23 protein-coding genes are annotated in these 24602 nt (G+C 69.7%); 11 read left to right on the plus strand and 12 right to left on the minus strand.

Features of this window, described 5'->3' with window-relative positions; genetic code table 11:
- Nucleotides 1-2: 2 nt before the first annotated feature.
- The gene (locus CYL12_RS10235; protein ID WP_233486707.1) at nucleotides 3-1043 is read right to left on the minus strand and encodes a glycosyltransferase family 4 protein; all 1041 of its coding nucleotides are present in this window, start codon (nucleotides 1041-1043) and stop codon (nucleotides 3-5) included.
- A gap of 53 nt (nucleotides 1044-1096) precedes the next feature.
- On the opposite strand from CYL12_RS10235, the gene CYL12_RS10240 reads away from it, so the two are divergent.
- Entirely contained in the window at nucleotides 1097-2284 is a 1188-nt protein-coding gene (locus tag CYL12_RS10240; RefSeq protein ID WP_158297151.1) for a DUF1972 domain-containing protein, read from the plus strand.
- Here CYL12_RS10240 and CYL12_RS10245 read toward each other — a convergent pair.
- Together CYL12_RS10245 and CYL12_RS10250 are read right to left on the minus strand one after the other, a co-directional pair.
- A complete protein-coding gene (locus CYL12_RS10245) occupies nucleotides 2281-3633 on the minus strand; it encodes a lipopolysaccharide biosynthesis protein (protein ID WP_101847511.1) in 1353 nt (450 codons plus the stop codon). The two genes, CYL12_RS10240 and CYL12_RS10245, sit on opposite strands and share 4 nt — an antisense overlap.
- Before the next feature lie 6 nt (nucleotides 3634-3639).
- Complete coding sequence (locus tag CYL12_RS10250) at nucleotides 3640-5025, minus strand: tyrosine-protein kinase domain-containing protein (RefSeq protein ID WP_101847512.1); 1386 nt, start codon at nucleotides 5023-5025, stop codon at nucleotides 3640-3642.
- A 117-nt stretch (nucleotides 5026-5142) separates the two neighbouring features.
- On the opposite strand from CYL12_RS10250, the gene CYL12_RS10255 reads away from it, so the two are divergent.
- The gene (locus CYL12_RS10255; RefSeq protein WP_158297152.1) at nucleotides 5143-5790 is read left to right on the plus strand and encodes an arsenate reductase/protein-tyrosine-phosphatase family protein; all 648 of its coding nucleotides are present in this window, start codon (nucleotides 5143-5145) and stop codon (nucleotides 5788-5790) included.
- Nucleotides 5791-5800: 10 nt separating this feature from the next.
- Here CYL12_RS10255 and CYL12_RS10260 read toward each other — a convergent pair whose 3' ends face one another.
- The 5 genes from CYL12_RS10260 to CYL12_RS10285 form a co-directional block, all read right to left on the minus strand.
- Entirely contained in the window at nucleotides 5801-6949 is a 1149-nt protein-coding gene (locus tag CYL12_RS10260) for a glycosyltransferase family 4 protein (RefSeq protein WP_101847514.1), read from the minus strand.
- Nucleotides 6950-7017: 68 nt separating this feature from the next.
- On the minus strand, nucleotides 7018-9534 hold the full coding sequence (locus tag CYL12_RS17200; RefSeq protein ID WP_158297153.1) for a right-handed parallel beta-helix repeat-containing protein: 2517 nt from the start codon (nucleotides 9532-9534) through the stop codon (nucleotides 7018-7020).
- Between the two features lie 163 nt (nucleotides 9535-9697).
- Nucleotides 9698-11044: a phenylacetate--CoA ligase family protein gene (locus tag CYL12_RS10275; protein WP_158297154.1), complete on the minus strand. Its 1347-nt coding sequence runs from the start codon at nucleotides 11042-11044 to the stop codon at nucleotides 9698-9700.
- Nucleotides 11041-12099: a glycosyltransferase family protein gene (locus tag CYL12_RS10280; RefSeq protein WP_101847516.1), complete on the minus strand. Its 1059-nt coding sequence runs from the start codon at nucleotides 12097-12099 to the stop codon at nucleotides 11041-11043. The genes CYL12_RS10275 and CYL12_RS10280 overlap by 4 nt, the downstream gene beginning before the upstream one ends.
- Complete coding sequence (locus CYL12_RS10285; RefSeq protein WP_101847517.1) at nucleotides 12092-12835, minus strand: CDP-alcohol phosphatidyltransferase family protein; 744 nt, start codon at nucleotides 12833-12835, stop codon at nucleotides 12092-12094. Before CYL12_RS10285 ends, CYL12_RS10280 begins: the two co-directional genes overlap by 8 nt.
- A gap of 92 nt (nucleotides 12836-12927) precedes the next feature.
- On the opposite strand from CYL12_RS10285, the gene CYL12_RS10290 reads away from it, so the two are divergent.
- Genes CYL12_RS10290 through CYL12_RS10300 form a run of 3 tightly spaced genes read left to right on the plus strand, consistent with a single transcriptional unit; the run spans nucleotide 12928 to nucleotide 15848 of the window.
- Nucleotides 12928-13854, plus strand: a complete 927-nt coding sequence (locus CYL12_RS10290; RefSeq protein WP_101847518.1) for a glycosyltransferase family 2 protein — start codon at nucleotides 12928-12930, stop codon at nucleotides 13852-13854.
- A gap of 51 nt (nucleotides 13855-13905) precedes the next feature.
- Nucleotides 13906-14547, plus strand: coding sequence for a hypothetical protein (locus tag CYL12_RS10295; protein WP_101847519.1), 642 nt, complete (start codon nucleotides 13906-13908; stop codon nucleotides 14545-14547).
- Nucleotides 14548-14570: 23 nt separating this feature from the next.
- A complete protein-coding gene (locus CYL12_RS10300) occupies nucleotides 14571-15848 on the plus strand; it encodes a hypothetical protein (protein ID WP_158297155.1) in 1278 nt (425 codons plus the stop codon).
- Here the strand turns inward: CYL12_RS10300 and CYL12_RS10305 are convergent.
- Entirely contained in the window at nucleotides 15845-17023 is a 1179-nt protein-coding gene (locus CYL12_RS10305; protein WP_233486708.1) for a glycosyltransferase, read from the minus strand. The two genes, CYL12_RS10300 and CYL12_RS10305, sit on opposite strands and share 4 nt — an antisense overlap.
- Before the next feature lie 164 nt (nucleotides 17024-17187).
- On the opposite strand from CYL12_RS10305, the gene CYL12_RS10310 reads away from it, so the two are divergent.
- Nucleotides 17188-17643 carry an adenylyltransferase/cytidyltransferase family protein gene (locus CYL12_RS10310; RefSeq protein WP_101847522.1) on the plus strand — a complete coding sequence of 152 codons (456 nt, stop codon included), beginning with the start codon at nucleotides 17188-17190 and terminating at the stop codon, nucleotides 17641-17643.
- A 12-nt stretch (nucleotides 17644-17655) separates the two neighbouring features.
- Here the strand turns inward: CYL12_RS10310 and CYL12_RS10315 are convergent, their stop codons facing one another.
- The gene (locus CYL12_RS10315; RefSeq protein WP_101847523.1) at nucleotides 17656-18048 is read right to left on the minus strand and encodes an SIP domain-containing protein; all 393 of its coding nucleotides are present in this window, start codon (nucleotides 18046-18048) and stop codon (nucleotides 17656-17658) included.
- A 109-nt stretch (nucleotides 18049-18157) separates the two neighbouring features.
- On the opposite strand from CYL12_RS10315, the gene CYL12_RS10320 reads away from it, so the two are divergent.
- The 5 genes from CYL12_RS10320 to CYL12_RS10340 all read left to right on the plus strand — a co-directional run bounded on the left by CYL12_RS10320 (nucleotide 18158) and on the right by CYL12_RS10340 (nucleotide 22635).
- Nucleotides 18158-18658, plus strand: coding sequence for a type 2 periplasmic-binding domain-containing protein (locus tag CYL12_RS10320; RefSeq protein ID WP_233486709.1), 501 nt, complete (start codon nucleotides 18158-18160; stop codon nucleotides 18656-18658).
- Nucleotides 18655-19632: a cation transporter gene (locus CYL12_RS10325; protein ID WP_101847525.1), complete on the plus strand. Its 978-nt coding sequence runs from the start codon at nucleotides 18655-18657 to the stop codon at nucleotides 19630-19632. The genes CYL12_RS10320 and CYL12_RS10325 overlap by 4 nt, the downstream gene beginning before the upstream one ends.
- Nucleotides 19629-20531, plus strand: coding sequence for an alpha/beta fold hydrolase (locus CYL12_RS10330; RefSeq protein WP_101847526.1), 903 nt, complete (start codon nucleotides 19629-19631; stop codon nucleotides 20529-20531). The genes CYL12_RS10325 and CYL12_RS10330 overlap by 4 nt, the downstream gene beginning before the upstream one ends.
- Nucleotides 20532-20540: 9 nt before the next feature.
- Nucleotides 20541-20804 (plus strand): glutaredoxin family protein, encoded by a 264-nt coding sequence (locus tag CYL12_RS10335; protein WP_025104627.1) that lies wholly within the window; start codon nucleotides 20541-20543, stop codon nucleotides 20802-20804.
- 67 nt (nucleotides 20805-20871) lie between these two features.
- Nucleotides 20872-22635 (plus strand): aldehyde dehydrogenase family protein, encoded by a 1764-nt coding sequence (locus tag CYL12_RS10340; protein WP_101847527.1) that lies wholly within the window; start codon nucleotides 20872-20874, stop codon nucleotides 22633-22635.
- 12 nt (nucleotides 22636-22647) lie between these two features.
- On the opposite strand, the gene pip is transcribed toward CYL12_RS10340, so the two are convergent.
- Both pip and CYL12_RS10350 read right to left on the minus strand, forming a co-directional pair.
- Nucleotides 22648-23619 carry a prolyl aminopeptidase gene (pip, locus tag CYL12_RS10345; protein ID WP_101847528.1) on the minus strand — a complete coding sequence of 324 codons (972 nt, stop codon included), beginning with the start codon at nucleotides 23617-23619 and terminating at the stop codon, nucleotides 22648-22650.
- A gap of 70 nt (nucleotides 23620-23689) precedes the next feature.
- The gene (locus CYL12_RS10350) at nucleotides 23690-24571 is read right to left on the minus strand and encodes a KPN_02809 family neutral zinc metallopeptidase (protein WP_101847529.1); all 882 of its coding nucleotides are present in this window, start codon (nucleotides 24569-24571) and stop codon (nucleotides 23690-23692) included.
- Nucleotides 24572-24602 lie beyond the last annotated feature (31 nt).

A 24602-nucleotide genomic window follows, 5' to 3' on the forward strand; every position in this document is an offset into this window, starting at 1 on the left:
CCTCAGGACCCGATGGCCGTGCGATCCGCGGTGGGCACCAGGATCTCCGCGAGATGGGCGCACATGATCGCCGTAGTGAACGACGACTCGACCGCCGCGCGGCCGGCGAGCCCCATCCGTGCCGCCTCCGCCGGGTTCGAGAGGAGGGACAGGAGCCGATCGGCCAGCGCCTCGGCGTCTCCCACCGGAGCGAGGTGGCCCGTCACCCCCTCCGCGACGTACTGCGACATCCCCGGCGTGTCCGTGTTCACGACCGGTCGTGCGGTCGCGAGTGCCTCGAGAGTCACCGTCATCCCCGACACGTGAAGATTCGGTCGGGTTGCCGTCGCCACCACTGTCGCTGTCGCGTACAGGTCCCGGAGATCGCGATGGCTCATGCGCTCGACGACACGGACGCCGTCCGGCGCGCCGGTCGCCGATGTCTGCACGACGGCCTCCACGTCGGGCCGCTGCGCCCGGACGATCTCCAGCGCTCGGAAGAGCGTCTGCGGATCACGATCCCTGTCGTTGCCGATGCTCACGATGCGCGGCCGCTCCGGGTAGGGCCGCGGCGGGAAGAAGTCGGCGTCCACTCCGAACGGAACGGCGGTGATGCGTGGCCCTCCGGCCCCGATCAATGCCCGGAGCGGTTCGACCTGTCCCCGGCTCAGCACCCACAGATCGTCCGCGCTCTGCAGCACCTCGATCAGACGCTGCGGAACGTGGCCCCGCTCCACCATGTCGGTCAGCCAGATGACGCCTGACGCGAAGCTCCGCCGAGGACGCCGCACCTGCATCCGAAAGGCGGCGTTCTCGTCCCAGGTGAAGGCGCGGCCGTCGACCGGGCGCGGGCCGAGGCCGACGCGGCTCCGCATTCGAGCCACCCGTCCGGGCGCCGGCAGGTCGAGCACGTCCACGGGCGCGAACGCGCGCAGGCCGTCCAAGCCGTACTGCCAGGCGCTCGGCACCTCACCTGCCGCGTGACGGCGCTCCCACGCGCTCACCGACTGTTCGGCAGGAAAGCCCCAGGCGAGGGATGAGTCCGAGGAAGGTTCTGACGACACCGCCCCAGATTAGCCCCCGCACTCGGCGATCAAGGCTCGGGCATACTGTTCCGATGCACTCCGCCGCGACGTCCCCCTCTCCCTCGCTCCGCATCGCGCTGATCGGCACGCGCGGAATCCCCGCCGCATACGGAGGATTCGAGACGGCCGTCGAAGAGGTCGGGCGGCGGCTCGTCGCCCGGGGACACCGTGTGCTGGTGTACGGGCGGGATGCCGGAACCGCGGGCGATGTACACCTGGGGATGCGGAGGGTGACCCTGCCGGCGGTACGGCACAAAGCGCTCGAGACGCTGAGCCACACCGCGCTGTCGACCGTGCACGCGGTCACCAGGGCCCGTCCCGACGCAGCTTTCGTCTTCAACGCCGCCAACTCGCCGTTCCTCCCGTTGCTGCGCGCCCGGGGCATCCCCGTCGCGCTCCACATGGACGGACTCGAGTGGCGACGCTCGAAGTGGGGGCCCCGTGGAAAGGCCTACTATCGCTGGGCCGAGTCGTTCGGCGTGCGGACGGCCGATGCGATCATCGCCGACGCTCCCGGCATCGCCGAATACTACGATCACCAGTTCGGCGTGGCCAGCGAGATGATCCGCTACGGCGCCCCTCTCCTCGACGACGCACCGGTGGCCGGCATCCGCGCGCTCGGCCTCGAGCCCGGCGAGTACCACCTCGTGGTCGCGCGGTTCGAACCCGAGAACCATGTCCGTGAGATCGTCGAGGGGTACGCCGCGTCTGCGGCCGGGAAGCCCCTCGTGGTCGTGGGCTCCGCCCCCTATGCCGCCGACTACACCGCGGCCATCGACGACCTCGCGTCCGCGGACGACCGGATCCGCCTCCTCGGCGCGGTGTACGACCAAGACCTTCTCGACGCGCTCTACCACCACGCCTTCACCTACCTCCACGGTCATTCCGTCGGGGGGACGAACCCGTCGCTCCTGCGCGCCATGGGAGCCGGCACGGCCGTGATCGCGTACGACGTCGTCTTCAACCGTGAGGTCCTCGACGGCCATGGTTGGTACTTCTCGGACCCGGCCCAGGCGGCCACCGCGATCACCGCCGCCGAGGCCGACGCGGACGGCGTGGCCAGAGCCGGAGCTGCCGCCCGGACCCGCGCCGCCGATGATTTCACGTGGGACGCCGTCGCCGAAGCCTACGAGGATCTGGCGCTGCGGATCGCGCGCGGGGAGTCGTTCCACGACTCGGCGAGGCGCGCGCGTCGCCGAGCGGAGGAGTGGACCGGCTAACCCGGCTGGCCTGCGGAGGCCGGATCGTCTTCGGCCGCCGGATCGTGGGCGCGGTCGGAAGCGAGCAGGCGCCCACGGTGGCGGTGGATGTAGATGGCGTACGGGATGAGCTGGCAGACGGTCAGCGCGAACGCCACGCCGAGCAGCGGCCCGATGATGCCCAGCAGCGGTGTCAGCACGACCGACAGCGCGATGCTCAGCGCCGCCATCGCCAACGTCGGAACGACCTGGAAGCGGATACCCGGTTTGTCCATGATGAACATGCCCAGGGGATAGACGGCGGCCGTCAGCATGATCATGGCGCCGAACGCGAGGATCGTCGAGGGGCGGACCTCCAGTTCGCCGCGCGTGATGAAGTCGAACAGCCAGGGACCGATCAGCCAGACGAGCGCCGTCGCCATGGCCACAGCACCGCCGAAGAGGAGGGACAGCAGATACGGCCCGCGCGTGAGCTCGCCGCGGTGCCGCCGCCGCGCGAACTGTGGCCAGAGTGCCACCCCTGCGGCCATGACCAACCCGTTGAGCGCGAAGAACACCTGGCCTGCGACACCGTACTCCGCGACGTCGGTCGGCGTGCCGTACTGGGCGAGCACGTACCGCTGCGAGCCGACGGCGATGGGATACGTGACCATCTGCGCCAGCATCGGCCACCCCACGTCCATCACCCGCACGCCGGGCACACGCCGCCATCGGAACAGGACGCGGAGGGCGTCGGGGATGAGAGGCGCGGTCGAACGCGTCACCAGGGTGAACCCGATGACGGCGGTGATCAGGGAGGCGCCGTACGAGGCGAGTGCGAGGAAGGAGTCGAAGGCCCGGCCTCCGACGGTGAGCAGGAGCCAGACGCCGCCGAGCGTGAGGGGGGAGATGAGGCCTTGCACGAGGATGACGAGGTGGTTGCGGCGCTGTCCCAGCAGGATCCGGAACCACACGCCGAGGGTCACCGTGAGGCTGAACAGCGTGATGCACAGGAAGGCGGCGAGGGGAGCCCCGGGGATGGCTCCCGCATCCCCGAACAGCACGCGCCATCCCCCGCTGACGAGCAGCACGGTGTTGATGATCATGAGGCCGGAGGCGAAGAGCAGCAGGATCCGTCCGACCGACGTCACCTGAAGGCGCAGCTTGCGGTCCGTACGGACGTCTTCGCTGGTCGCCACCGCATTGACCAGCACCGCACCACTGCCGAGGTCCGTGAACGTCAGCAGCGATGGAATCGTGATGAGCAGCGTATAGAGCGCGTAGTGCTCGACGTCGGTCTCGCCCAGGATCATCCTGGTGGTGATCACACCGCAGACGAGGGAGACGACCATGGTGGCCGCGCGGGCGCCGAGCGCCAGGAGCGAGTTCACGGGGCCTCAGCCTCGGGCGCCGCGGCGGCTCAGCCGAGGACGCAGCCCGCGAGGGCGCTCGTCCGTATAGTACGGGCTCTTCGCCGCGCCGCGGATGCCGTTGAGGACGATGCCGAGGACCGGCGTCCGCGTGGACTCGAGCGACGAGAGCGCACGCGCGAGCTCGGTCCCCTTCGTGCGATGGGCGCGAACGACGAACAGGGTGCCGTCGGCCGTGGTCGAGAGCCAGAGAGCGTCACTCACGGAGAGAACCGGCGCGGTGTCGATGATGACGTAGTCGTACTTCTCCCGCGCGTCGTCGACGACCTTGTGCAGCTCGCCACTGGACAGCAGCTGCCCCGGGTTCGGAGGCTGCGCACCGGCCGTGAGGATGTCCAGCCCGGGGCGACCCCACTGCTGCACCGCATCATCCAGCTCGACGTCACCGATCAACACCGTGGTGAGACCCACCGCCCCTTCGAGCTGGGTGTAGCGCGCGGTACTGGGGCGCCGCAGGTCCGCCTCGATGAAGAGGACCGTCCGTCCCCCCTCGGCGAGCGTCAGCGCGAGCCCCAGACCGACGGAAGACTTGCCCTCCTGTGCCGAACACGAGGTCACCAGGATCACCCGTCGGCTCTTGTCGACGTCGACGAATCGCAGGCTCGCGGAGACCTGCCGCATCGCCTCCGCGATGCGTCCGTCGGGCTGCGAGCGAATGACCCGGGCGAGCGTCTGATTGTCCGCGGCCTCGGGGATCTCCCCGAGAACCGCGACGTCGGTGATCTCGCCGAGCGAGCTCGCGCTCACGATACGGGTCGCGAACCGTCGGCGCAGCACGGCGTACACGACACCAAGGAGGAGGCCGCCTGCCGCGCCGAGAGCGACATTGTTGCGGGTGTTGGGCGAGATGGGCACTGTCGGCGTCCGGGCGGGCGAGATGGTCTCGATCCGCACGGCGGGCTTCTCGTCAGCCCCCAGTGGGGAGATGTCCCGAACCGCGACAGCGAGCTCGCTCGCGATGGCGTTCGCGGTCTCCTGCGCGGTCTCGCCGTCGGCGTCGGTGACGCCGATCTCGATGACGACCGTGTTGAGCGGCACGTTGACGTCGACGCGGCGGGCGAGCCGGTTGGGCGTCTCGTCGAGGCCGACCTCCTCGATGACCGGACCGAGCACGGTGGGCGAGACCACGAGGAGCGTGTATGTCTGGACGAGACTCTGGACGTAGTTGGAGCCCTGCAGCAGTTCGCTGGTGCTCTCGCCTCGAGTCGGGATCACCATCACCTGGGCTTCCGCCCGGTACTCCGGGTCGACGAGCTGAGAATACCCGTATGCCGCTCCGCCCCCCAGGAGCGTGAGCACGATGATCACCACCCAGTGACCCCTCAGCGCCTGGAAGTAATCCTGCAGTGTCATGTGTTCCCGTCCCCCTCGGCACGACGCCGTGCGATCTGTGCGCCGGTTCGCAGCACCTCATTATCGCCTATGTTGGAAAGCGGGTCGGCGGTTCCGACTCGGCACCGAGGGGAACACGTGGCACACACGCTCATCTTCGTCTGCGAGGCGAACATCTGTCGGTCGCCCCTGATGACACAGGTCCTTCGTGCGAGCGCTGAGGAACAGCTCTGGGACATCACCAGCGCCGGGATCCGCGTGGGCCCCGGGAACCGGCCGATGTGTGAGGCGGCGGTCGAGGTGGCGCGCGCGGTGGGCGCGGGTGCCGGCGCCGACGACCATCGCTCCTCCGCCGTCGACGCCGACCGTATCCGCACCGCCGACCTCATCCTCACGGCAAGCCGAGCGGAACGCTCTTTCATCTCTCAGCTGGTCCCGCAGGCGCGGTCCAAGGCGTTCACCCTGCGCGAGGCCCTCCATCTGGGTGCCGCGGTCTTCGGCGCGGAGAATGCGAGCGCCCTCCTGGATGACGGGCGCGCAGCGGACGGCCTCGCCGCATACGCGGCGGCCTTGCACGGGCGACGCGGGTTCGTCGCCCCACCGAAAACCCGAAGGACCCTCCTCGGTCGTCGGCGCTCGAACCCGTTCGACATCCCGGACGCCCACCACGACGCCGCGCGGGCGCACCGGGCGATGCTGGAGCGCACCGCCCTGGAGGCATCGGCGCTCTACCGACAGGTCTCGGCGTTCCTCGTGCCGCCGACCCCGGATCTCCTCTCCCGCTGAAGGCGGACGGTCAGCGCGGCGCGACCGAGGTCAGGAACTCCGCCGTGGTCCGGCGGTAGGTCGCCGGAGCGAACCTGTGCAGCGCCGACGCGCGGGCGGAGAGCGCGTCGGCCCGCCGCTCCTCCCAGCCGTCCACCACGGACCGCAGTGCCGCGGCGAGCTCCTGGGATTCCCCCGGCGTCGTGAAGGCGACGCTCTGATAGGTGCCGACCGCCTCGCGAAGCCCGGGGATGTCCGATGCGACCACCGGCCGAGCGGCGAGCACGCCCTCGACGGCGGTGTTGCCGAAGGACTCGTCCTGCCGGGAAGGCACGACGAGCACATCGATGCCGGCGAGGAACGGCCAGACGTCGGACTGGAATCCGAGGAACGTCACGCGATCGCCGACGCCGAGCGCCTCCGCACGCTCGCGCAGCTCCCGCTCGTATCCCGCGTTCTCCACGAAAGCGGCACCCACCAGATGGAGATCGGCGTCGACGCCGGCGGCGGCGAGCTCGGCCAAGGCCTCGATGGCGAGGTCGGGGCCCTTCCGGTGCGAGAGCCGACCGACGTAACCGATACGGAGGCGGTCCACGTACGGCCGCGGCTCGTCGATCTCGGAGGGGGCGGCCACGCCGTTGGGGATGACCGCTGCGCGCCGAGCGAGGGCAGGAAGCGCCGCTTGAACGGTCTGCAACGTGAAGCGGCTGTTCGCGACGACCCGATGCGCCGCGAGATGCGGTGCGTAGAGTGCGAGGTTCACCCAGCGGGACGCGGAGGCCTCCGCCTCGTGGACATGGGTGACGGTCGGTATACGGCTCAGTCGACCCACGAGGGGCCAGGTGGGCAGGACGATAGTGCTCACGTAGATGCTCCGGGGACGCAGCCGCCGGACGATCGCGATGGAGGCAGCGAAGCCCTGGACCGCGTCCCGCGCGGACCGCAGCCAGTTCCGGGGGCGAAGGGACGACTTGCGCAGCACGAACATCGGGGGAAGGAGCACCTGCGCGCCGAGTGCCTGCAGTTCGTCCACGAGAGGGCCACGTCGCGGCAACACGACGACGACCGGCTCCCCTCGCTCCCGCAGCGCTGTCGCGGTCTCGAGGAGCATACGATCGGAGCCGAACAGCTCCCATCCCGGGTGCACGAGGAGATGCGGGGCACGAGAGTCGTGGGTCACACCTCCATTGTGCCTGGACGGAGCCGGGACGCGACCCGGTCCGCCCCGGAGGGCGGACCGGGAGATGCTCACCGGCCGCTGCCGAGCATCACTGTGCCCGTCGCGATGCCCAGCAGACTCGCGACCGCTGACGGGAGCGGCCGGGCGATGGCGGTGTTCGCGGCGATGTCGTCCCTCATGTCCGCGAAGGGTTGGGCAACGGCCGTCTGCGCGTTGCGCCAACCGGGGTTCTTCGCCGCGGCGAGCTGCGCGGGCGTCGAGAACGTCTCGTAGACGTCGCCAGACCCTCCCCAGGTGACCATCGACGGGCCACGAGTGGAGCTGCTGAACAGGTTGCCGTCGATCGTGACATTCCACGTGTTCACCGCGCGCCCCGTCGCCGTGTCGTGGGCGAAGATAGCGCGGGGTCCGCCCGCACCGAACACGTTGTTGCGGATGGTGATGTTGCGCGTGATCCAGGTCACGGTCGGATCCACTCCGTCGACACGCGGGTCGCGGCCCACACGATGGGTGGCCTGGCGTCGTTCGTCCTGCATGAGATTGAGATCGTGGCGCGCATTGTTCCCGAGGTCGTTGTTCGTGATCAGTACGTTCTCGGTGTCGAAGATGCGAATCCCCTCGCGGTTGTCGAACGCCTGACTCCGCGCGATGGTGACCTGGGACGACAGTTCCGCGTGGATCCCGATCTCGGTGTTCCCGTTCGACGTCACGTCGAGGATCTTGACGTCGTAGCACGACTCGTCGAACCAGGTCCCGCTGCCCACGTTGCGGCTCGTGTCGACGTTGCTCATCACGATGCCGCGGGTGCGAGTGACCTTGACCCCGCCGGCGACGGGCGAACCGTTGAACCGCTCGGTGTTGTTGTCGGTGATGAGAGAGTCCGTGAAGGTCGTGCCGTACGCCGTGGTTATCGACATCCCGAGCAGCCCGTTCCTGCGGACGGTCAGATCGTCGATCTTCGCCCGGTCGTTACCCACGAACAGCCCGATCGTCGCGTTGTCCTCGATGACGAGGTCGCGTACCGTGACGCCGACGTTGTGCATACGGACGGTGCCGAGCACGTCGTAGGAGGTCGCGTAGCGCCGGACACCGAAGCCCTGCAGCACGGAATTCGCCGACTGTACGTTGAGCGCCTGTCCGAGGTCGCTCGCCCGCACCTCCTTACCGGAAGGGTCGGTCCCGAGGATCAACCGGTCGCGGGCGTCGTCGACGGCGAACGTCCCGGCAACGACCTCAGCGGCCGTGGCGACCTGACGCTGCGGGACACCGTCGATGTAGAGCTGGTCCGGGTGGTTCGCCATCGGGTACGCCGGGTCGACGAACCATCCGGCATTGCCGTTGAGCATGTCGTCGTCGAATTCCGCCGTCCATCCGGCACTGACCCATGCCGACCCGGACTTCGTCCAGTTCGCGACCCGTGTCGAGCCATCGAACCAGACGGCCTCTCCCGGGTAGGCCTGGATGGTCAACGTCTTGCTGTACGGGACATCGACGGACTGATGATAGACGCCAGCCCGAAGGACGACCGTGGATCCGGGGCGGGCGGCGTTCACGGCAGCTTGAACGGAACGGTACGGTGCGACCATTGTGCCGGTGGGGCTCTCCGCGGTGCTCCGCGCATCGACGAACAAGGCACCGGCGGGCACCGCGTACTGGGCGGTGCCGACAGGAGCCGCACCGCGTTCGGGGGTCCCGGGCTGCGGCTCGGGCTGCGGCTCCGGTTCCGGCTGCGGTTCCGGCTCCGGCTGCGGTTCCGGCTCCGGTTCGGGCTGCGGCTCCGGCTGCGGTTCGGGCTGCTCGGCACTCAAGGGCGCGTCGGCGACCGTGGCATCCAGCGAGTCGATCCGCAGGTCGACCGGCGCGGTCGCGCTGCTCGATGCATAGGCCCAGACGGCGAAGCCTCCCGCGCCGGAAAGCCGGGCGGCGGAGGAGTCGGTCGTCCGGAGCTGGGGCGCCCCAGGTGAGGAGCCGACCGGCGTGAGGCGCGCTTCGAAGTCGACGGCGTCGGCCCCGGTGACCGTGGCGTCGAACGTGACCCATCCGTCGCCGAGAACGCTCAAGGGAACGGCCACGCTTTTCAGCTCCGTCTCCATACCTCCCCGGGTCCGGATGACGGAGAGCTGCGCCTGCCCCTCGGCGTCGGTCAGCAGTCGGACTCGGTAGGCGGAGCCGTCGGCCTGGACGCGCGTCGTGTAGGCGTAGTAGCCCCGACCACCGGTTGCGTCGAGGCGGAGATCCGCCGAGACGCGGACGTCTCGCGCCCGGACGGCCTGCGGGGTGAGATAGGCGGACTCTCCGGGGTCGAGGGTGAGGGCCGCCGCGCCATCGGCCACACTGGCCACCTCGGCGCGGGACGACCACGACGAGTAGGCGAGGCCGTTGTCGGAAGCCCCCCATCCGGACGGTGCCGCGCGATCGAAGTCATCGCGCAGCAGCACGTCGGCGGAATCGCTGTCGGCGGCCGCCGCGGGGGAAGCACCGAAGAGGCCGGCCACGATCGTCGTGGCCGCGACGACCGACGCCAGGGCGGCCGAGGTTCGTGAAGGGGAGGGTCGGGTGAGGGTCGAGCGACGTCGCGAACGCAACTGAGTCTCCTAGGGGTCTAACCCGCGTACACCGCGCCCCTCCAACCAGCCCCCTCCGGGCGAGATGGTGTGCAGTATCGGTACGCACCGCCTACCCGGACGGGCGACGGCCACGGCACAGTTTACACACGCTCGGACGACGATCGTTGTGCAACCGAGATATTCACGACGGATCCCCGGACAGATCGGTGCCGACCGAACTGCGGATGAAGCGCATCTTCCCGCCGACCTGAGGAATGTGGTCGACGCGCTCGACACGAACGGGGACGAGGCCTCTGGTCGCGTGACGCAGCTTCGCCTCCGCGCCGTCGATGCCGGCCTGTACGTCCTGCCCGTCCGCGGGTATGCACCGCAAGGTCACCGCGTAATCCGCGTCCTGGACGATCTCGAACTGACGGATGGACAGGGGCGCGTCGTCGAAGATGTGTCCGAGAGCGCCCGCGATCGTGGTCCCATCCGGCAGGCGCACGGCATCGGAGGAGCGGCCCGAGATCGCGCCCAGCCGAGGAAGCCCCCGCCCGCACGCGCACACCCCTGGTCGATAGCTGCTGATGTCGCCGAGACGATATCGGACGATCGGGAAGACCCGGTTCGTCAGATCCGAGACGATGACCTCTCCTTCCCGTCCCTCGGGCAGGACCCGATCCGCCTCATCGACGATCTCGATGCGTCGCACGTCGGAGAAGACGTGGAGTCCGCTCTGCTCGGCGCACTCACCCGCCATCCAGGGGATCTCGGCCGAGCGGTAGTGGTCGTAGCACGGCGCGCCGAAGGCGTCCTCGATCTCCGCCCTCGTGCCAGGGGACAGCGGAGCCGCCGTCACGGCCACGGCCGCCGGCGGAACGACCCGGAGCCCCAGTCGACGCATCCGCCGGACCGTGTCCAGGACGCCGCCGCCATAGCCGATCAGGAAACGGGGCTCCACCCGGTTCCAGCGCTCCACGAACGCTCGCACCGCATCGTCCGTGATCTGGAAGGCGTCGAGCTGCACCCGTCGCGAGGGGAGCCACCCGAGGTCGTGGCGCAGGCGGGCCGCCCCGGTGAGCACGTGGCGCGTCACGATCGCCCGGTCATCCCAGGGTTTCACCCCCCACCACTCGAACAGGCGCCACTCGAGTGCGCGGGCAGGAAAACGGAGGTCTCGCAGCAGGTGCAGCGGCAGACCCGTACTCCCACCCGTCTTCGAGACGACGCTGGTGCGCGCATCGGCTTCATCCGTGCGAATGCTCTCGAAGTTCTCGCGGAGCATCGTCTTGTCGACGATGGGCAGCGAGGAGAACGACGCGGGGTCGCGCAGATCCTCGGCGGAGAAGCCGTGCGCGGAATACAGCTCGCGGTAGAACGTGCTGTGCTCGAACGCGAAGCGCGCGTGCGCGGCGGACCTCCGGGCGCTCAGCTCGATGGCCTCCTCCGGAGGCAGAGCATCCACGACGAGGAAGTCCCGATAAGCGGCCGTGCTGCTCCGTCCGCCCGCCGCAGTCTTGAGACGGAAAGCCGCTTCTCGCATCATGTCTCCTCCTTCGTGCGGCCACGGGGACGGACGCGGGAGTGCCGAGCTCGAAGCGCCGAACGGTACGCGTGTGCGTGGGCAGCGCCGGCGTCGTCCCACTCGCGCCGAGACAGGTCCGGTCTCTCCGTGGTGATCTGCCGCACCGCGGCCAGGGCGGCGCGCAGCCGCTCACCATCCAGCTCGCCGTCGTACATCTGCACCCACTCCGGCCCCACCTCGGCGGCGAGCGCCTCATTGGGCGCATTGCGCGGCACGAGGACGGGCCGATCGAGCGACAGCGCTGCGAGTACGCTCCCAGAGTTGTGCATGAATCGATAGGCCAGCACGACCAGCTCGGAACCTGTGACGAGCTCGACCAGCTCGGCGTCGCTCAGAAACTCCAGACGGAGCGTGACCTGCGGCAGGTCCGCCACACGCTCGCGCAGATCGTCGGCCAGGTCCGCGCTCGACGCCTTCCCGCCGATGACGACACTCATCTCGGGATCGACGGCGACGGCAGCGGCGTAGGCATCGACGAAGCCGGACACTCCCTTGTACCGTCGGACCCCTCCGAACGTCCCCAGTCGTCCGCGGATCCGCTCCGCTCGCGGTTGCGGCCGGTACCAATCCCGGTAATGGCCGTGCAGGATGAGCGATTGCGCCGTTCCAGCAGGGAGCGGAGTCGTCTCGTTCAACACGATGCGGTGATCGGCCTGGCGGTCGATCCGTCGCAGCAGCCACAGCCGGGCGGCGTTGTCGTCCGGCAGTTCCAGGTTGTGCACCGTGCGCACGACCGCGATCCGCCGTGACAGGGAATGCCGTAACGAGAGCAGCGCCGTCAGGACGTATTTGCCGACGGAAGAGACGGCCGATCCCCCGTGGAGCTTCACCTCAGGCCAGTGCCAGTGGAACACGTCGTATCGACCGAGAAGGGCCTCGCGCCAGGAGAACCGGAGATGCTCGATGCCCGGCGTCGCAGTGAGCGCCTCATCCAGCATGGTGATGTAGGGATTCGTGGTGACCCGAGGCGCACCGAAGGACTGCATGACGCGGATCGGACGCTGCCCCTCAGACATGGATCGCCAACCCTCGGATCGACCGGTACCAACGCATCGCGGCGAGAAGAAGCATGAGCACGTTGATCACGGCCAGCGCGGTATAGAGGACGACGAAGACCGGCTGCCACCACAGCACCGCGAACACCAGGCAGAGGAAGCCGTAGTCCGTCGGGATGACCGCCAAGGAGTACAACCCACCGGACCGCCAAGCCTCGCGAGGCGTCTCAGCGGGCGCTTGAGGGTGCTGCAGACGGTGCACGCGGCGGAGGAAGTCGGCGGCGATGATCCCGAAGAAGAACACGTTGGCCGAAGCCGCGAACACCAGCGGGACGAGCAGCCAGCCGTCCGGAAGGTCGAAGAACCGGAACCAGCAGACGAGCACCGCGAGATGGATGGTCGCGAGCTTGATCGCATCGAAGAAGTGGTCGAGCCACTCTCCCGCCAACGATCCGGAGCCTGTCAGCCGCGCGAGCTGGCCATCGGCGGAGTCGAGCGCGTAACCGAGGACGAGCAGGACGGATACGAGGATCGAAGACCAGATCTCGGGCGGCAAGGTGGCGATCAGGGCGACACCGGTCAGGGTGAACGCCGCGCTGACCAGTGTGACCTGCGTGGGGGTCATCCCCATCACGTACGCGAGCGCGGCCATCGGCCGACCGAGTGGTCGGTTGATGTAGCGGGAATAGGCCGCCGCCCCTTTGGACGACTTCTGCGCCTGCTGCAGGCGTCCCATCGCCGCTCGGATCTCTGACACGACAACTCCCCCAGGCGACGTCGAATGTAGCCTTCACTATATCCACAGGCTGCGCCCGGCTGATCTTCGCGTGCGGCCAGAGAGGAGCATGGATGAGCGCGCGGGTCCTCGCGGTGGTCGTCGTCAATTACGGCGCCGCCCGACTGCTCGAGTCGAACCTCGTCTCCACGGCCTCCGATGTTCCGGAGGCCCGGATCGTCGTCGTCGACAATCTGTCCACGCCGACGGAGCGGGAGACCGTGTCGGCGCTCTGCGCCGCGCGGGGCTGGGACCTCGTCCCGATGGCGACGAACGCCGGCTTCGGCGGCGGGGTGAACGCCGGCGCCGCGCACGCGCTCGACGTGCTCGGTGCCACCGACCTCCTGCTCCTCAACCCGGACGCCCGTATCGACGGCGGTTCCGTCGCCGCTCTGCTGGATGCCACGGCGGACGGCCTGACCCTCGCCTCTCCCCGCGTGGTCGACGCGGACGGTCGCGTGTGGTTCGCCGGGATGGACGTCTATCTGGACGACGGTGCGATGGGCGGCCCGCGGAGGCGGCGGGAGCAACCCTCGGCACGGCGGCTGCCGTGGATCAGCGGCGCGTGCATGCTCATCCCGCGATCCGTGTGGGAACTGACGGGAGGCTTCCACGAGGAGTACTTCCTCTACTGGGAGGACGTCGACATCTCCGTGCGCGCCGCACGCGCGGGTGCGCGGCTGGTGGTGGTCGACGACGCGACGGCCATCCATGACGAAGGCAGCACTCATCGCGGTCGCGGGCAGCGAGCCGAGGCGAAATCCGAGCTCTACTACTACTACAACGTCCGGAACCGCCTGCTCTTCGCGGCGCTGCATCTCGACGACGATGACGTCGCGGCATGGGAACGGTCGGCTCCGCGCAACGCCTGGCAGGTGCTGCTCCGGGGCGGCCGGCGACAGTTCCTCCGCCCCCTTCCGCCGCTGCGCGCAGCATGGCGCGGGGTCAGGGATGGAAGACGATTCCTGTCCCGGCACCGCTCGACAGGGGCGCCAGTCTAAACTCGGAGCACCGTCTCTCGCACCGCGAGGACACCGGGGAGTGGGGATCACATGAAGGACGTGCACGAGGACTACGCACCGGGACGCCGACGCGTCTGGCTTCCCCTGACGATCCTGGTCGTGGTGGTCGGTCTCGCCGTGGCCGCCGCGTTCCTCGTTCCCCCGATGCTGACTCCCGCCGAGCAGCCGGAACCGACGAGCACGCCGACCGTCCCGCCCCGTGACATCGTGTCCACCGACGCGCCGCGCCCGACGGAGACGCCGCGGCCCGCTCCGTCAGAGAGCGGCCTCCCGTTCGCCGAGCTCGCGCCGGTGGAGCCCGACGCCACGATCGTCGCGGAAGGTGCGGACATCCTCCTCGCCCGCGTGGAAGCCGTGCAGGGCGAGGCGGCACTCGCCGGCGAGACTTCGGGTCCTGCCGTGCGCGCCACTGTCAGGATCGTCAACACCGGCTCCGAACCGCTCGACCTCGACTACGTCGCTGTGAACGCGTACTCCGGCGCCGACCGCGCACCCGCCGGCACGCTGACCCGGCCCGGTGGCGTGCCGTTCGAGGGGATGCTCTCCCCCGGAGACGCCGCGGAGGGCGTCTACCTGTTCACCATTCCGGAGGAGGACCGTGAGGACGTCACCCTCACGGTCGACTACCTCTTCGGCGCGGAGGTCGGTGTCTTCCGCGGCGACCTCCGCTGATCCGAGACCTCCGTATGCGCAGCGTGACGTCGTGGACGACCACCTCCATCGTCGCCGCGGCCGCAGCCGCAGCGTCAGCGGTGCGGTTCACGTTCGGCCCCGGTATCAGCATCTCCGTCGTCGTGGCCGTGGTCCTGCTGCCGGTCTGGTGGCCGGCGTTGCGCGGCTACCGTTTCGCTCGGCCGTTGCTCGTGCTCGCAGCCGGCGCGGCGGTCTGGGGAGCGGCGACCACCTTCCTCGAGACCACGCGGGCGACCTCGACGAGCCTCATGCTCGAGCAGTCCCTCACGCTTCTGTCCCTCGCGGGAGGCATCGGCGTGCTCCTGTGGGCGCGGAGCGAGCTCGGCCTCGGCGCCACCGCCGTCGCGTTCGGGGTGGGAGCACTGGCGAATGTGGCTCTCACGGGAGGCAACCCCGCCAACCTCTGGAAGTACTCCCTCGCTGTCCCGGTCATCATCGTCGTCCTGGGCTTCACGTCGACCTCCCGGCGGCGGTCGCTGGATCTGCTGGCACTCGCCCTCCTCGCGGGCGTCTGCCTCTTCTCGGACTCGCGATCGATGACGTCCTTTCTCCTCCTTGCCGCCGTGATCGTGCTGTGGCAGATCTTCCTTCCGGCGGGAACCAGGCGTCCGCGCCCTGCACAGACCCTGGTGCTCCTGGGCGTGTTGAGCCTCGCCGCGTTCAGCATGCTGCAGGCTCTGATCCTTGAGGGAGTCCTCGGCGACGCCGCGCAGCAGCGCACGCAGGCCCAGATCGACACCTCCGGGTCGCTGATCGCCGGCGGGCGGCCAGAGTTGGGCGCCGCGACCGCCTTGATCTCCGCCCGCCCGCTGGGCTTCGGGAGCGGGACCCTGCCCACCTCACAGGACGTCTGGATCGCCAAGACCGGCATGAGCGAGCTCAACTACGATCCGGACAACGGGTACGTCGAGGGCTACATGTTCGGCGGGCAGTACGAAGTGCATTCGGTGCTCGGCGACCTGTGGCTGCGCTTCGGTCCGTTGGGCGCGGCGTTCGCGCTCGTCCTTCTCGGATGCGCGATCTACGCCGTAGCCCGCGCCGTCTCCCTCAAGGCCGCCCCCGGCATCGTCGTGTGGCTCACTCTGCTCGGAGCGTGGGACACGTTCTTCAGCCCTCTGCTCACCTCGTCCCGGACGCTCGCGCTGCTGTTCGCGCTGACCGCGATCCCCGCCGCCGTCGCCGTCCGTCGCGGGACCGCACCGGCCCCGAGATCTCGTCTCCCCTTCTCTGCGCCGCGCCGCGACCACGCCGCCCGCACCTCGCGAACGGTCGAGGACTAGAGCTCGCCCGGCTTCATCGCCTCCGCATCGATGGCGCGGATGATGCGCAGGGTCGCGGTGTCCGGCTCGGGCTCGCCCGCGGCCTGGCGCTCCTCCCGTCGCCGACGAGGCGCGTAGACGACGAGGGAGTGGAAGAGGAATCGGGCGAAGAACGCCACGATGAGCGAGAGCGCCGTGGCGAGCACGCTGGAGATGTGCCACGTCTCGACCATGAGCGCCATCACCGGGATGCGCAGGGCCGCCTCGACGTTGTTGAACGTGAAGGAGGCGGCGAAGCGGACGGTCGTGCTGCGGGCGTCGGTGCGCATGTCGGCGAACACGAAACGCTCCTGCAGCAGGAAATTGCCGACGATCGTCACCTCGGCACCGATGATCGCCGCCCAGATGTAGGGGACGCCGGCCGCCGTCAGGGCCCACATGATCGCGAGGTTGGCGATGGCGCCGAGGACGCCGATCGCGGCGAACAGGGACATCTTGCCGAAACGCAGCCGAGCCAGGTGGGCGATGAACGTCGCCCCTTGCCGCAGGCTCGCCTTCGAGGTGCCGTGTCGGCGTTCGCCGAACTCCATCGGGACCTCCGCGATCCGCAGGTCCGTCCGGGCGAGGATCTCCAGGAGGATCTTGAAGCCCTGTGGCCGCAGAGCGGCCACGTCGAGCCGCCGCCGGTCGACGAGGAAGAACCCGGTCATCGGATCGGTGCTCCGGGCGAGTCGTCGAGGGAACATCGCGCGGGTCAACCAGGTGGCGGCGCGCGAGACGCCGAAGCGCACCGCCGTCCCCAGCCCGCTGGTGTCTCCGCCGCCGATGTAGCGGGACGCCGCGACGACGTCCGCGTCGCCGGCCAAGTAGCGGTCCAGCAGCGCGGGCAGAAGCTCCGGGGGGTGCTGCAGGTCGCCGTCCATCACGATGCACACGTCGGCGAGCGCGGCCTCCAGTCCGACGACGACCGCTCCGCCGAGACCGCCGGCGTTGTCCGCACGGTGGATGACGCGCACGGGCACCGTCGCATCCGCGGCGACCCGCTCCACCTCGGCCGCGGTGTCATCGGTGCTGTCGTCGACGAAGAGGATCTCGGCCTCTCGTCCCGCCAGCGCCGCAGCCGTCCGCCGCACGAGCTCAGCGACGTTGTCGCGCTCGTTGAACGTCGGCACGATGACCGTGACCCCTGCCCCCACGTGGTCCCTTTCATTCCGCAACCCCATCGGCTCCGGGTCCATCGTTCCATGAGTTCCTATGTGCCCGAGCACCGGATACTGCTACAGTGTCCCCTGCGGCTGTGGGAGTCGCGACGAACGGGTGGGGATCCGTTCGACTGGGGAATGATCGATCTGGGGAGATCATGGGGACGCGTATCGGCTATGCCGTCGGAGCTTTCGACCTGTTCCACGTCGGGCATCTCAATCTGTTGCGGCATGCCAAACAGCACTGCGACATCCTGATCGCCGGCGTCGTGAGCGACGAGATGCTGCGCCAGGTCAAGGGGATCGAGCCGGTCATCCCGACCGCCGAGCGTGCCGAGATCGTGCGGCACATCTCCTTCGTCGACGACGTCTACGTCGAGACGACGCCGTCGAAGATGGATTCGTGGCGCGACGTGCGGTTCACGCACTTCTTCAAGGGCGACGACTGGCGCGGCACGGAGAAGGGCCAGCGGCTCGAGAGCGAATTCGCGGAGGTGGGTGTCGAGGTCGTCTACTTCCCGTACACGGCGCACACGTCGAGCTCGGCACTCCGCCGCGCGCTCGACGCGATCACCGCGAACGCCACAGCAGCCGCGGTCGGCGCGACGCGCTGACCGCGGCTGCGCTCAGTTCGCGACGCCGAGAAGGCTGCGCGCCATCTGCGCCACTCGTGACGGGGTATGCGGGCCGAGCCACACCGTCCAGTGCTCGGGCGGCTCGCTGCAGGTCCACTCCAGGCACCAGGCATAGACGGCGTTCGCCAACCGCTCGCCCCGCGTGTGGGCGTGCGCACCCTCCGCGCGAACCAGCCAGCGGACCGATACTCCCTGCGGCACGTCGATGTGGCGGAATTGGATGCGGGCGGCCGCCTCGATGAGGATGACACCCTGCGCATTCCACGGGAGTCGGGAGGCGACCCGTGCGATGGCTCCGACATCGGCGGCATCCCCCGCGATGAGCACGGCTCCTTCCAGGGCTTCCCAGTCCGGATCCTCCAGATGCTCGCACGCGCTGCTCATGCCTCCACTATAGGTAAGGCTACCCTTACCTTCAAGGGTGGACTAGTCCTCTTCCGTCGCACGCGTCAACGCCGTTGCCCGCGTCGCCGCTGCGCGCCATCCTGAGACCGTGAGCAGTGACAGGATTCGACGGACATCCGCCGGACGGTACATGATGGGCGCACTGGTCGGCCTCGTCGTGGCCGCGGCGCTCAGCGGGTGCGGCGCGACAGTCCCCGCAGACCCGGACGGCACCCTGGACCGCGTCAGCGGCGGAGAGCTGCGGGTCGGCACCTCGCCAGAACCCGGCCTCGTCGAGTTCGACGGCGGCCGACCCCGCGGGCCGGTCGTCGATCTCGTCGACGGCTTCGCCACCAGCCTCGACGCCGACGTCACCTGGACGATCGCGACCGAGGAGAGCCTCGTGGGCATGCTGGAGGCGGGTGATCTCGATCTCGTCGCCGGCGGACTGACACCGGACACCCCCTGGATCGACAGAGCGGGCGTGACCCGCGGCTATCCCGGCATCGAGGGCGCGGGTGATCGGGAGCTCGTCATGCTCGTCCCCCTGGGCGAGAACGCCTTCCTCTCGGCCCTCGAGACCTCCCTCGACGAGGAGGTCGGCGGGTGACCGAGACGAAGCAGTTCGGCCGTACCGAGCTCCCCGCGGAACAGCAGCAGGCGACCCGGAAGGCCGCGCGCTGGGAGATCTTCACGATCGTCTACACCTCGATCACGATCACCGTGATCGCGCTCGTCGTCGGCGAGTCCCAGGCGATGCGCACCGCGTGGATCGAGGACATGCTGTCACTCATCCCGCAGTTCGCCTTCCTCCTTGCGCTCCTGTTCGTGCGGCGACGCCCCACCCGGAAGCATCCGTATGGCCTCCACCGCGCGATGGGCGTCGGCCACCTCGTCGCCGGTGTCGCGCTCCTCGCGGTCGGCCTGAACCTCGCCGTCGAGGCCGTCACCGGCCTCCTCCGCGGGGAGCATCCGACCATCGGAACGGTGCAGCTGTTCGGCCAGACGATCTGGCTCGGCTGGCTCATGGTCGCCGTCATGGCCGTCGTGATCGTCGGACCGGTGTTCTTCTACGGTCCGGCCAAGGCCAAGCTCGCCCCGGTCCTGCACAACAAGCTGCTCTACGCCGACGCCGACATGGCCAAGGCCGACTGGCAGACGACGGTGGCCTCCATCGTCGGGGTGCTGGGCGTCGGCGCGGGTATATGGTGGCTCGACGGAGTTGCGGCGCTCTTCATCTCCCTGGGGATCATCTGGGACGGTTTCCGCAACACGAAGACGGCGATCGTCGACCTCATGGACCAGCGGGCCCGCACCTTCGACAGCGCGGAGCCGCATCCGCTGGCCCGCGATGTCGTCTCCTACCTGCGCAGTCGCCCCTGGGTGGATCAGGCCGCCGTGCGCATGCGGGATCAGGGCCAGGTGTTCCACATCGAGGCGTTCGTGGTGCCGCATCATCGTGGTGTCCGCACGGCCGACCTGACCGCCGCGTCCGAGGGCGTCGCGGATCTGGATTGGAAGGTGCAGGACGTCGTGATCATCCCCGTCGAGGAGCTGCCCGATGAAGCGGATCCCGGACGATGAGCGACGACGAGACCCTGTTCCCCGGCTTCACCACCACACGGATCCCGACCGACGAAGCCGACATCCTCGTGCGTCACGGTGGCTCCGGACCGCCCGTGGTGCTCCTGCACGGTCATCCCCGCACCTCGGCGACCTGGCATCGGGTGGCCCCGCTGCTCGTCCAGCGGGGCTTCACGGTGATCTGCCCCGACCTGCGAGGTTACGGGCGCTCTCGCGGCCCTGCGCCCACCCCCGATCATTCGGCCCATTCGAAGCGCGCGGTCGCCCGCGACATCCGAACCGTCGTCCGCCAGCTCGGTCACGAGCGCTTCCGCCTGGTCGGTCACGACCGGGGGAGCTACGTCGCGCTCCGCCTCGCACTCGACCACCCCGAGGCCGTCGAGCAGGTGGCGCTCCTGGACTGCCTGCCCCTCACGGAGCACCTGGACCGCTGTGATGCGACCTTCGCCACCCACTGGTGGCACTGGTTCTTCTTCGCTCAGCCCGACATCCCGGAGCGGGTCATCGGCGCGGACCCGGAGGCCTGGTACGCCCCCAAGGCCGACCCCACGACGATGGGCGCGGCGAACCACGCCGAGTTCCTGCGCGCGGTGCGGGAGCCCTCGGTCGTCCGCGCGATGCTGGAGGACTACCGCGCCGGCCTCACGATCGACCGCGCGCACGAAGAGGCCGACCGCGCCGCCGGGCACCGTCTCGCGATGCCCGCGCTCGTGCTCTGGTCGGAGCGCGACGACCTCGAGGAGCTGTACGGCGACCCCCTCCACATCTGGCGGGACTGGGCCGACGATGTGCGGGGACACGGCATCGACAGCGGCCACCACATGGCGGAAGAGGCGCCGGAGCCCCTCGCCGCAGCGCTGGCGGGCTTCTTCGGAGCCACCCCTCTTCGACGGACGTAGGCTGGTGGCATGACCAACCCCGCCTCCGACACCATCACGATGTTCGGCGCCGACTGGTGCCGCGACTGCATCCGCACGAAGAAGCAGCTGGACGAGCTCGGCGTCGCGTACACCTACGTCGACCTGGTCGCCGACCCCGCCGCCGCGGACATCGCGAAGGACATCTCCGGCCGCACGAACATCCCCGTCGTGGTCTACCCCGATGCCTCGCACCACGTCGAGCCATCGAACGCCGACGTGGAGTCGAAGCTGCGCGAGCTCTCGATCATCTGATCGTTCTCGCACTCGGCGGATCTCCGCGCGGACGCCTAAGCTGAAAGCCCGTTCGAAGGAGACGCCGATGACTTCTGCGCCCACGACCGCGCCCGCCACCCCCGCTCTCGGCGAGGGCGAGAAGGAACGGCTCGACGCCGCCGTCGCCGAGCTGCAGACGGGGACCGCGGTGTGGACCGCGCTCACCGTGGCGCAGCGCGCGACGCTGCTCCGGCAGGTCCGCACGAGCGTCGCCGCGACCGCGGAGGACTGGGCGACGATCGCCGCCGCCTCCAAGGGCCTGGACGCGCGGCATCCGCTCCGCGGCGAGGAGTGGCTGAGCGGCCCGTACAGCGTCCTCGGGGCGCTCGACGCCTCGATCGCCACGTTGACCCGGATCGCGAACGGCGCGAATCCGCTGGACGGCATCCGGGTCGACCGGGCCCCCGGCGGTCGTGCCCGCGTGCACGCCTTCCCTCTCAGCGGCATCGACCGGTTCCTGCTGTCCGGCTTCACCGGCGAGGTCTGGCTCGAACCGGGGACCACGCCGAACACCGCCCGCGCGAAGGCCGGTCTGGCACAGCGCACGCCGACGGTGTCCGGCGGCGTCGGACTCGTGCTCGGCGCCGGGAACGTGACCTCCATCCCCGTGCTGGACGTGCTGTACGAACTCCTCGCCCACAACCGCACCGCCCTGCTGAAGGTGAACCCCACGCAGGATGCGCTGGTCCCCGTCTACAAGCGCGCGCTCGCCCCGCTCATCGAGCCGGGACTGCTGCGGATCGTGCGCGGGGGCCCCGCCGCCGGCGCCTACCTCACCCAGCACCCCGGCATCGCCCACGTGCACATCACCGGCTCGGCGGCGACGTTCGACACCATCGTGTGGGGGCCGTCCTCCGGTGAGGGGTCAGCTGCGACGAAGCGCCGCCGTCGCGAGAACCGGCCGCTGCTGAAGAAGCCCATCACGGCGGAGCTCGGCGGGGTCTCCCCCATCATCGTCGTGCCGGGGAAGTGGACGGCCGCCGACCTCACGTACCAGGCCGAGCACATCGCGACCATGCGCCTGCAGAACAGCGGGCACAACTGCATCGCGGGGCAGGTCGTCATCCTCTCCGCCGACTGGGACCAGGCCGACGACTTCCGCGCCGCGCTGCGCCGCGCCTACGCCACCGCTCCGGAGCGGCCCATCTGGTACCCGGGCGCCCCCTCCCGCATGCAGACCGCCGCAGACGACTACCCGGACGCCCTCGTGCTCGGCGACCGGCTCCTCGTGGAGATCGACGCCGACGACGACCCGGCCGCCCTGGAGAGCACGGAGTACTTCGCCCCGGTCCTCGGCGTGGTGAGCCTGCCGGGCACGGGGCAGGAGTTCCTCGACGCGGCGGTCGCCCACGCGAACGAGAAGCTGCAGGGCACGCTCGGCGCCAACCTGCTCATCGATCCGGCGACCGAGAAGGCGCTGGGCAGCGGGTTCGAGCGCGCACTCACCGCCCTGCACTACGGCTCGATCGCGATCAACGGCTGGACCGCCTTCGGGTTCATCACCCCGACCCTCACCTGGGGCGCCTTCCCCGGCGGCACGATCGACGATGTCGGCAGCGGCATCGGCGTCGTCCACAACGCCCTGCTCCTGGATCGGGTGGAGCGCTCCGTGCTGCGCGGCCCCTTCCGGCCATTCCCGCGCTCTCTTCCCGTCGCGAACGGTGGCGGGCGGATGACCATCCTCCCGAAGCCGCCGTGGTTCGTCTCCTCCCGCACCGGCGCCGCCGTGAGCGAGGGCCTCACCCGCCATCGCGCGGACGGCGGTACGGTCGGCCTGGTCAAGACCCTCCTCCGGGCGCTTCGCGCCTGAGGGAGGAACACGTCAGGCCTCGGGGCGGAACCGATCCGTCGCCGCGCGCAGGGCCTCGCGGATGCCGGGCTCCGCGGCGGAGTGCCCCGCGCCGTCGATGACCTGGAACTCGGCCTCCGGCCAGGCACGGTGCAGATCCCACGCGGTCATCATCGGGGTCACCACGTCGTGGCGGCCCTGCACGATGACGGTCGGGATGTGCCGGATGGCGTCGATCCCCGCGAGCAGCTGTCCCTCGGCCCACCAGCCGCGGTGCACGAAGAAGTGGTTCTCGATGCGTGCGAAAGCGACGGCCCGGCGGGGATCCGCCATCGCCGCGATCTGCTCCGGGTCGGGGCGCAGGGTGACGGTCGCCGCCTCCCAGGCCGCCCACGCGAGGGCCGCCGGTTCGTGGACCGCCGGGTCCGGATCGAACAGCCGCCGGTGATACGCCTCGATCATCCGCGAGCGCTCCAGGACCGGGATCGGCGCGAGGAAGTCCTCCCACAGGTCGGGGAACAGCGCCGCCGCCCCGCCCTCGTAGAACCACTCGAGCTCGGCGCGACGCAGTGTGAAGATGCCGCGCAGGATCAGCTCGGAGACGACATCCGGGTGGGCCTGGGCGTAGGCGAGCGCGAGGGCGCTGCCCCAGGACCCGCCGAACACCTGCCACGTCTCGATGCCGAGATTCTTGCGCAGCAGTTCGAGGTCGGCGATGAGGTGCGCGGTGGTGATGTGCCGGAGATCGGCATCCGGCTCCGCCGCGGACGGCGTGCTCCGGCCGCATCCGCGCTGATCGAGCAGGATGATCCGGTAGGCGTCGGGGTCGAAGAACTGCCGCTGCCACGGCGAGGTGCCGCTGCCGGGGCCACCGTGGAGGAACACGACGGGCTTGCCGTCGGGGTTGCCGCTGATCTCCCAGGCAACACGGTGCCCGTCGCCGACGAGCAGCACTCCGGTCTCGTGCGGCTCGATGGGCGGATAGAGCCCCTCGGTGTTCGTCATGTTCGGTCCCCCAACCGGTCGTGCGGTCCTGCCGAGTCCACGTTATCTGACAACGGCGGGAGCGCCGGGTCTACGGGTCGAGCTGATCGGCGGGGAGGGTGAACACCTGCTCGCACGCATCGAGCCCGTTCTGGTACCCCTCCGCGAACCAGCGCTGACGCTGCTCGCTGGAGCCGTGGGTCCAGGTCTCCGGGTTCACCTGCCCGGACTGCTCCTGGATGTGATCGTCGCCGACGGTCGACGCCGCGTTCAGGGCGTCCCGGATCTGCGCCTCGGTCGGCTTCTCGAGGTACGGATCCCCGTCGGCGTCGGTCTGCTCGGTCGCGCGGCCGAGCCAGCCGCCGGCGTAGCAGTCGGCCTGCAGCTCCATGCGCACGCCGTTGCTGCCGGGACCCGTCCCGTTGTTCGGGTACTGCTCCATCGCCCCGAGGAGGTTCTGGATGTGGTGACCCCACTCGTGCCCGACGATGTAGAGCTGCGCGAGGTTCCCGGCCGAGGCCCCGAACTGCTGCTGCATGAGCTGGAAGAACGTGGGGTCGATGTAGACGGTCTCCTCCGGCGGGCAGTAGAACGGGCCGACCGCGTTGGAGGCGGTGCCGCACTGCGTGGAGGTCGCTCCGTCGACGACGATGAGCTGCGGAGCCTGGTACCCCTCCACGTTGTCCTCCCAGAAGGCATCGAGCGCGAGCTGCGCGCCCGCCATGCGGCAGTCGACGTTCGCGTTCGCGTCGGCGCCGCTGTCGCAGTTCTCGATGGCCGAACCGCCGGCGGGCTCGCTCCCACCCCCGGGCGCGCCGCCGACGAGTCCGCTCAGGTCGATGCCCAGCAGAGGGCCGGCGATGAGGGCGAGGAGGGCGAGCACTCCGACGCCGGAGCCGCCCGCGATCGCCGCCGTGCGTCCGCGGCGGCGCGTGGTGTTGCGGGAGAGGTCGGCGTCGGGATTGAACGTCATGCGTCGAGGGTACTCCGCGCGCCGACACCGC

Origin of the sequence: Zhihengliuella sp. ISTPL4 (assembly GCF_002848265.1) — a bacterium.
Classification (GTDB): domain Bacteria; phylum Actinomycetota; class Actinomycetes; order Actinomycetales; family Microbacteriaceae; genus Microbacterium.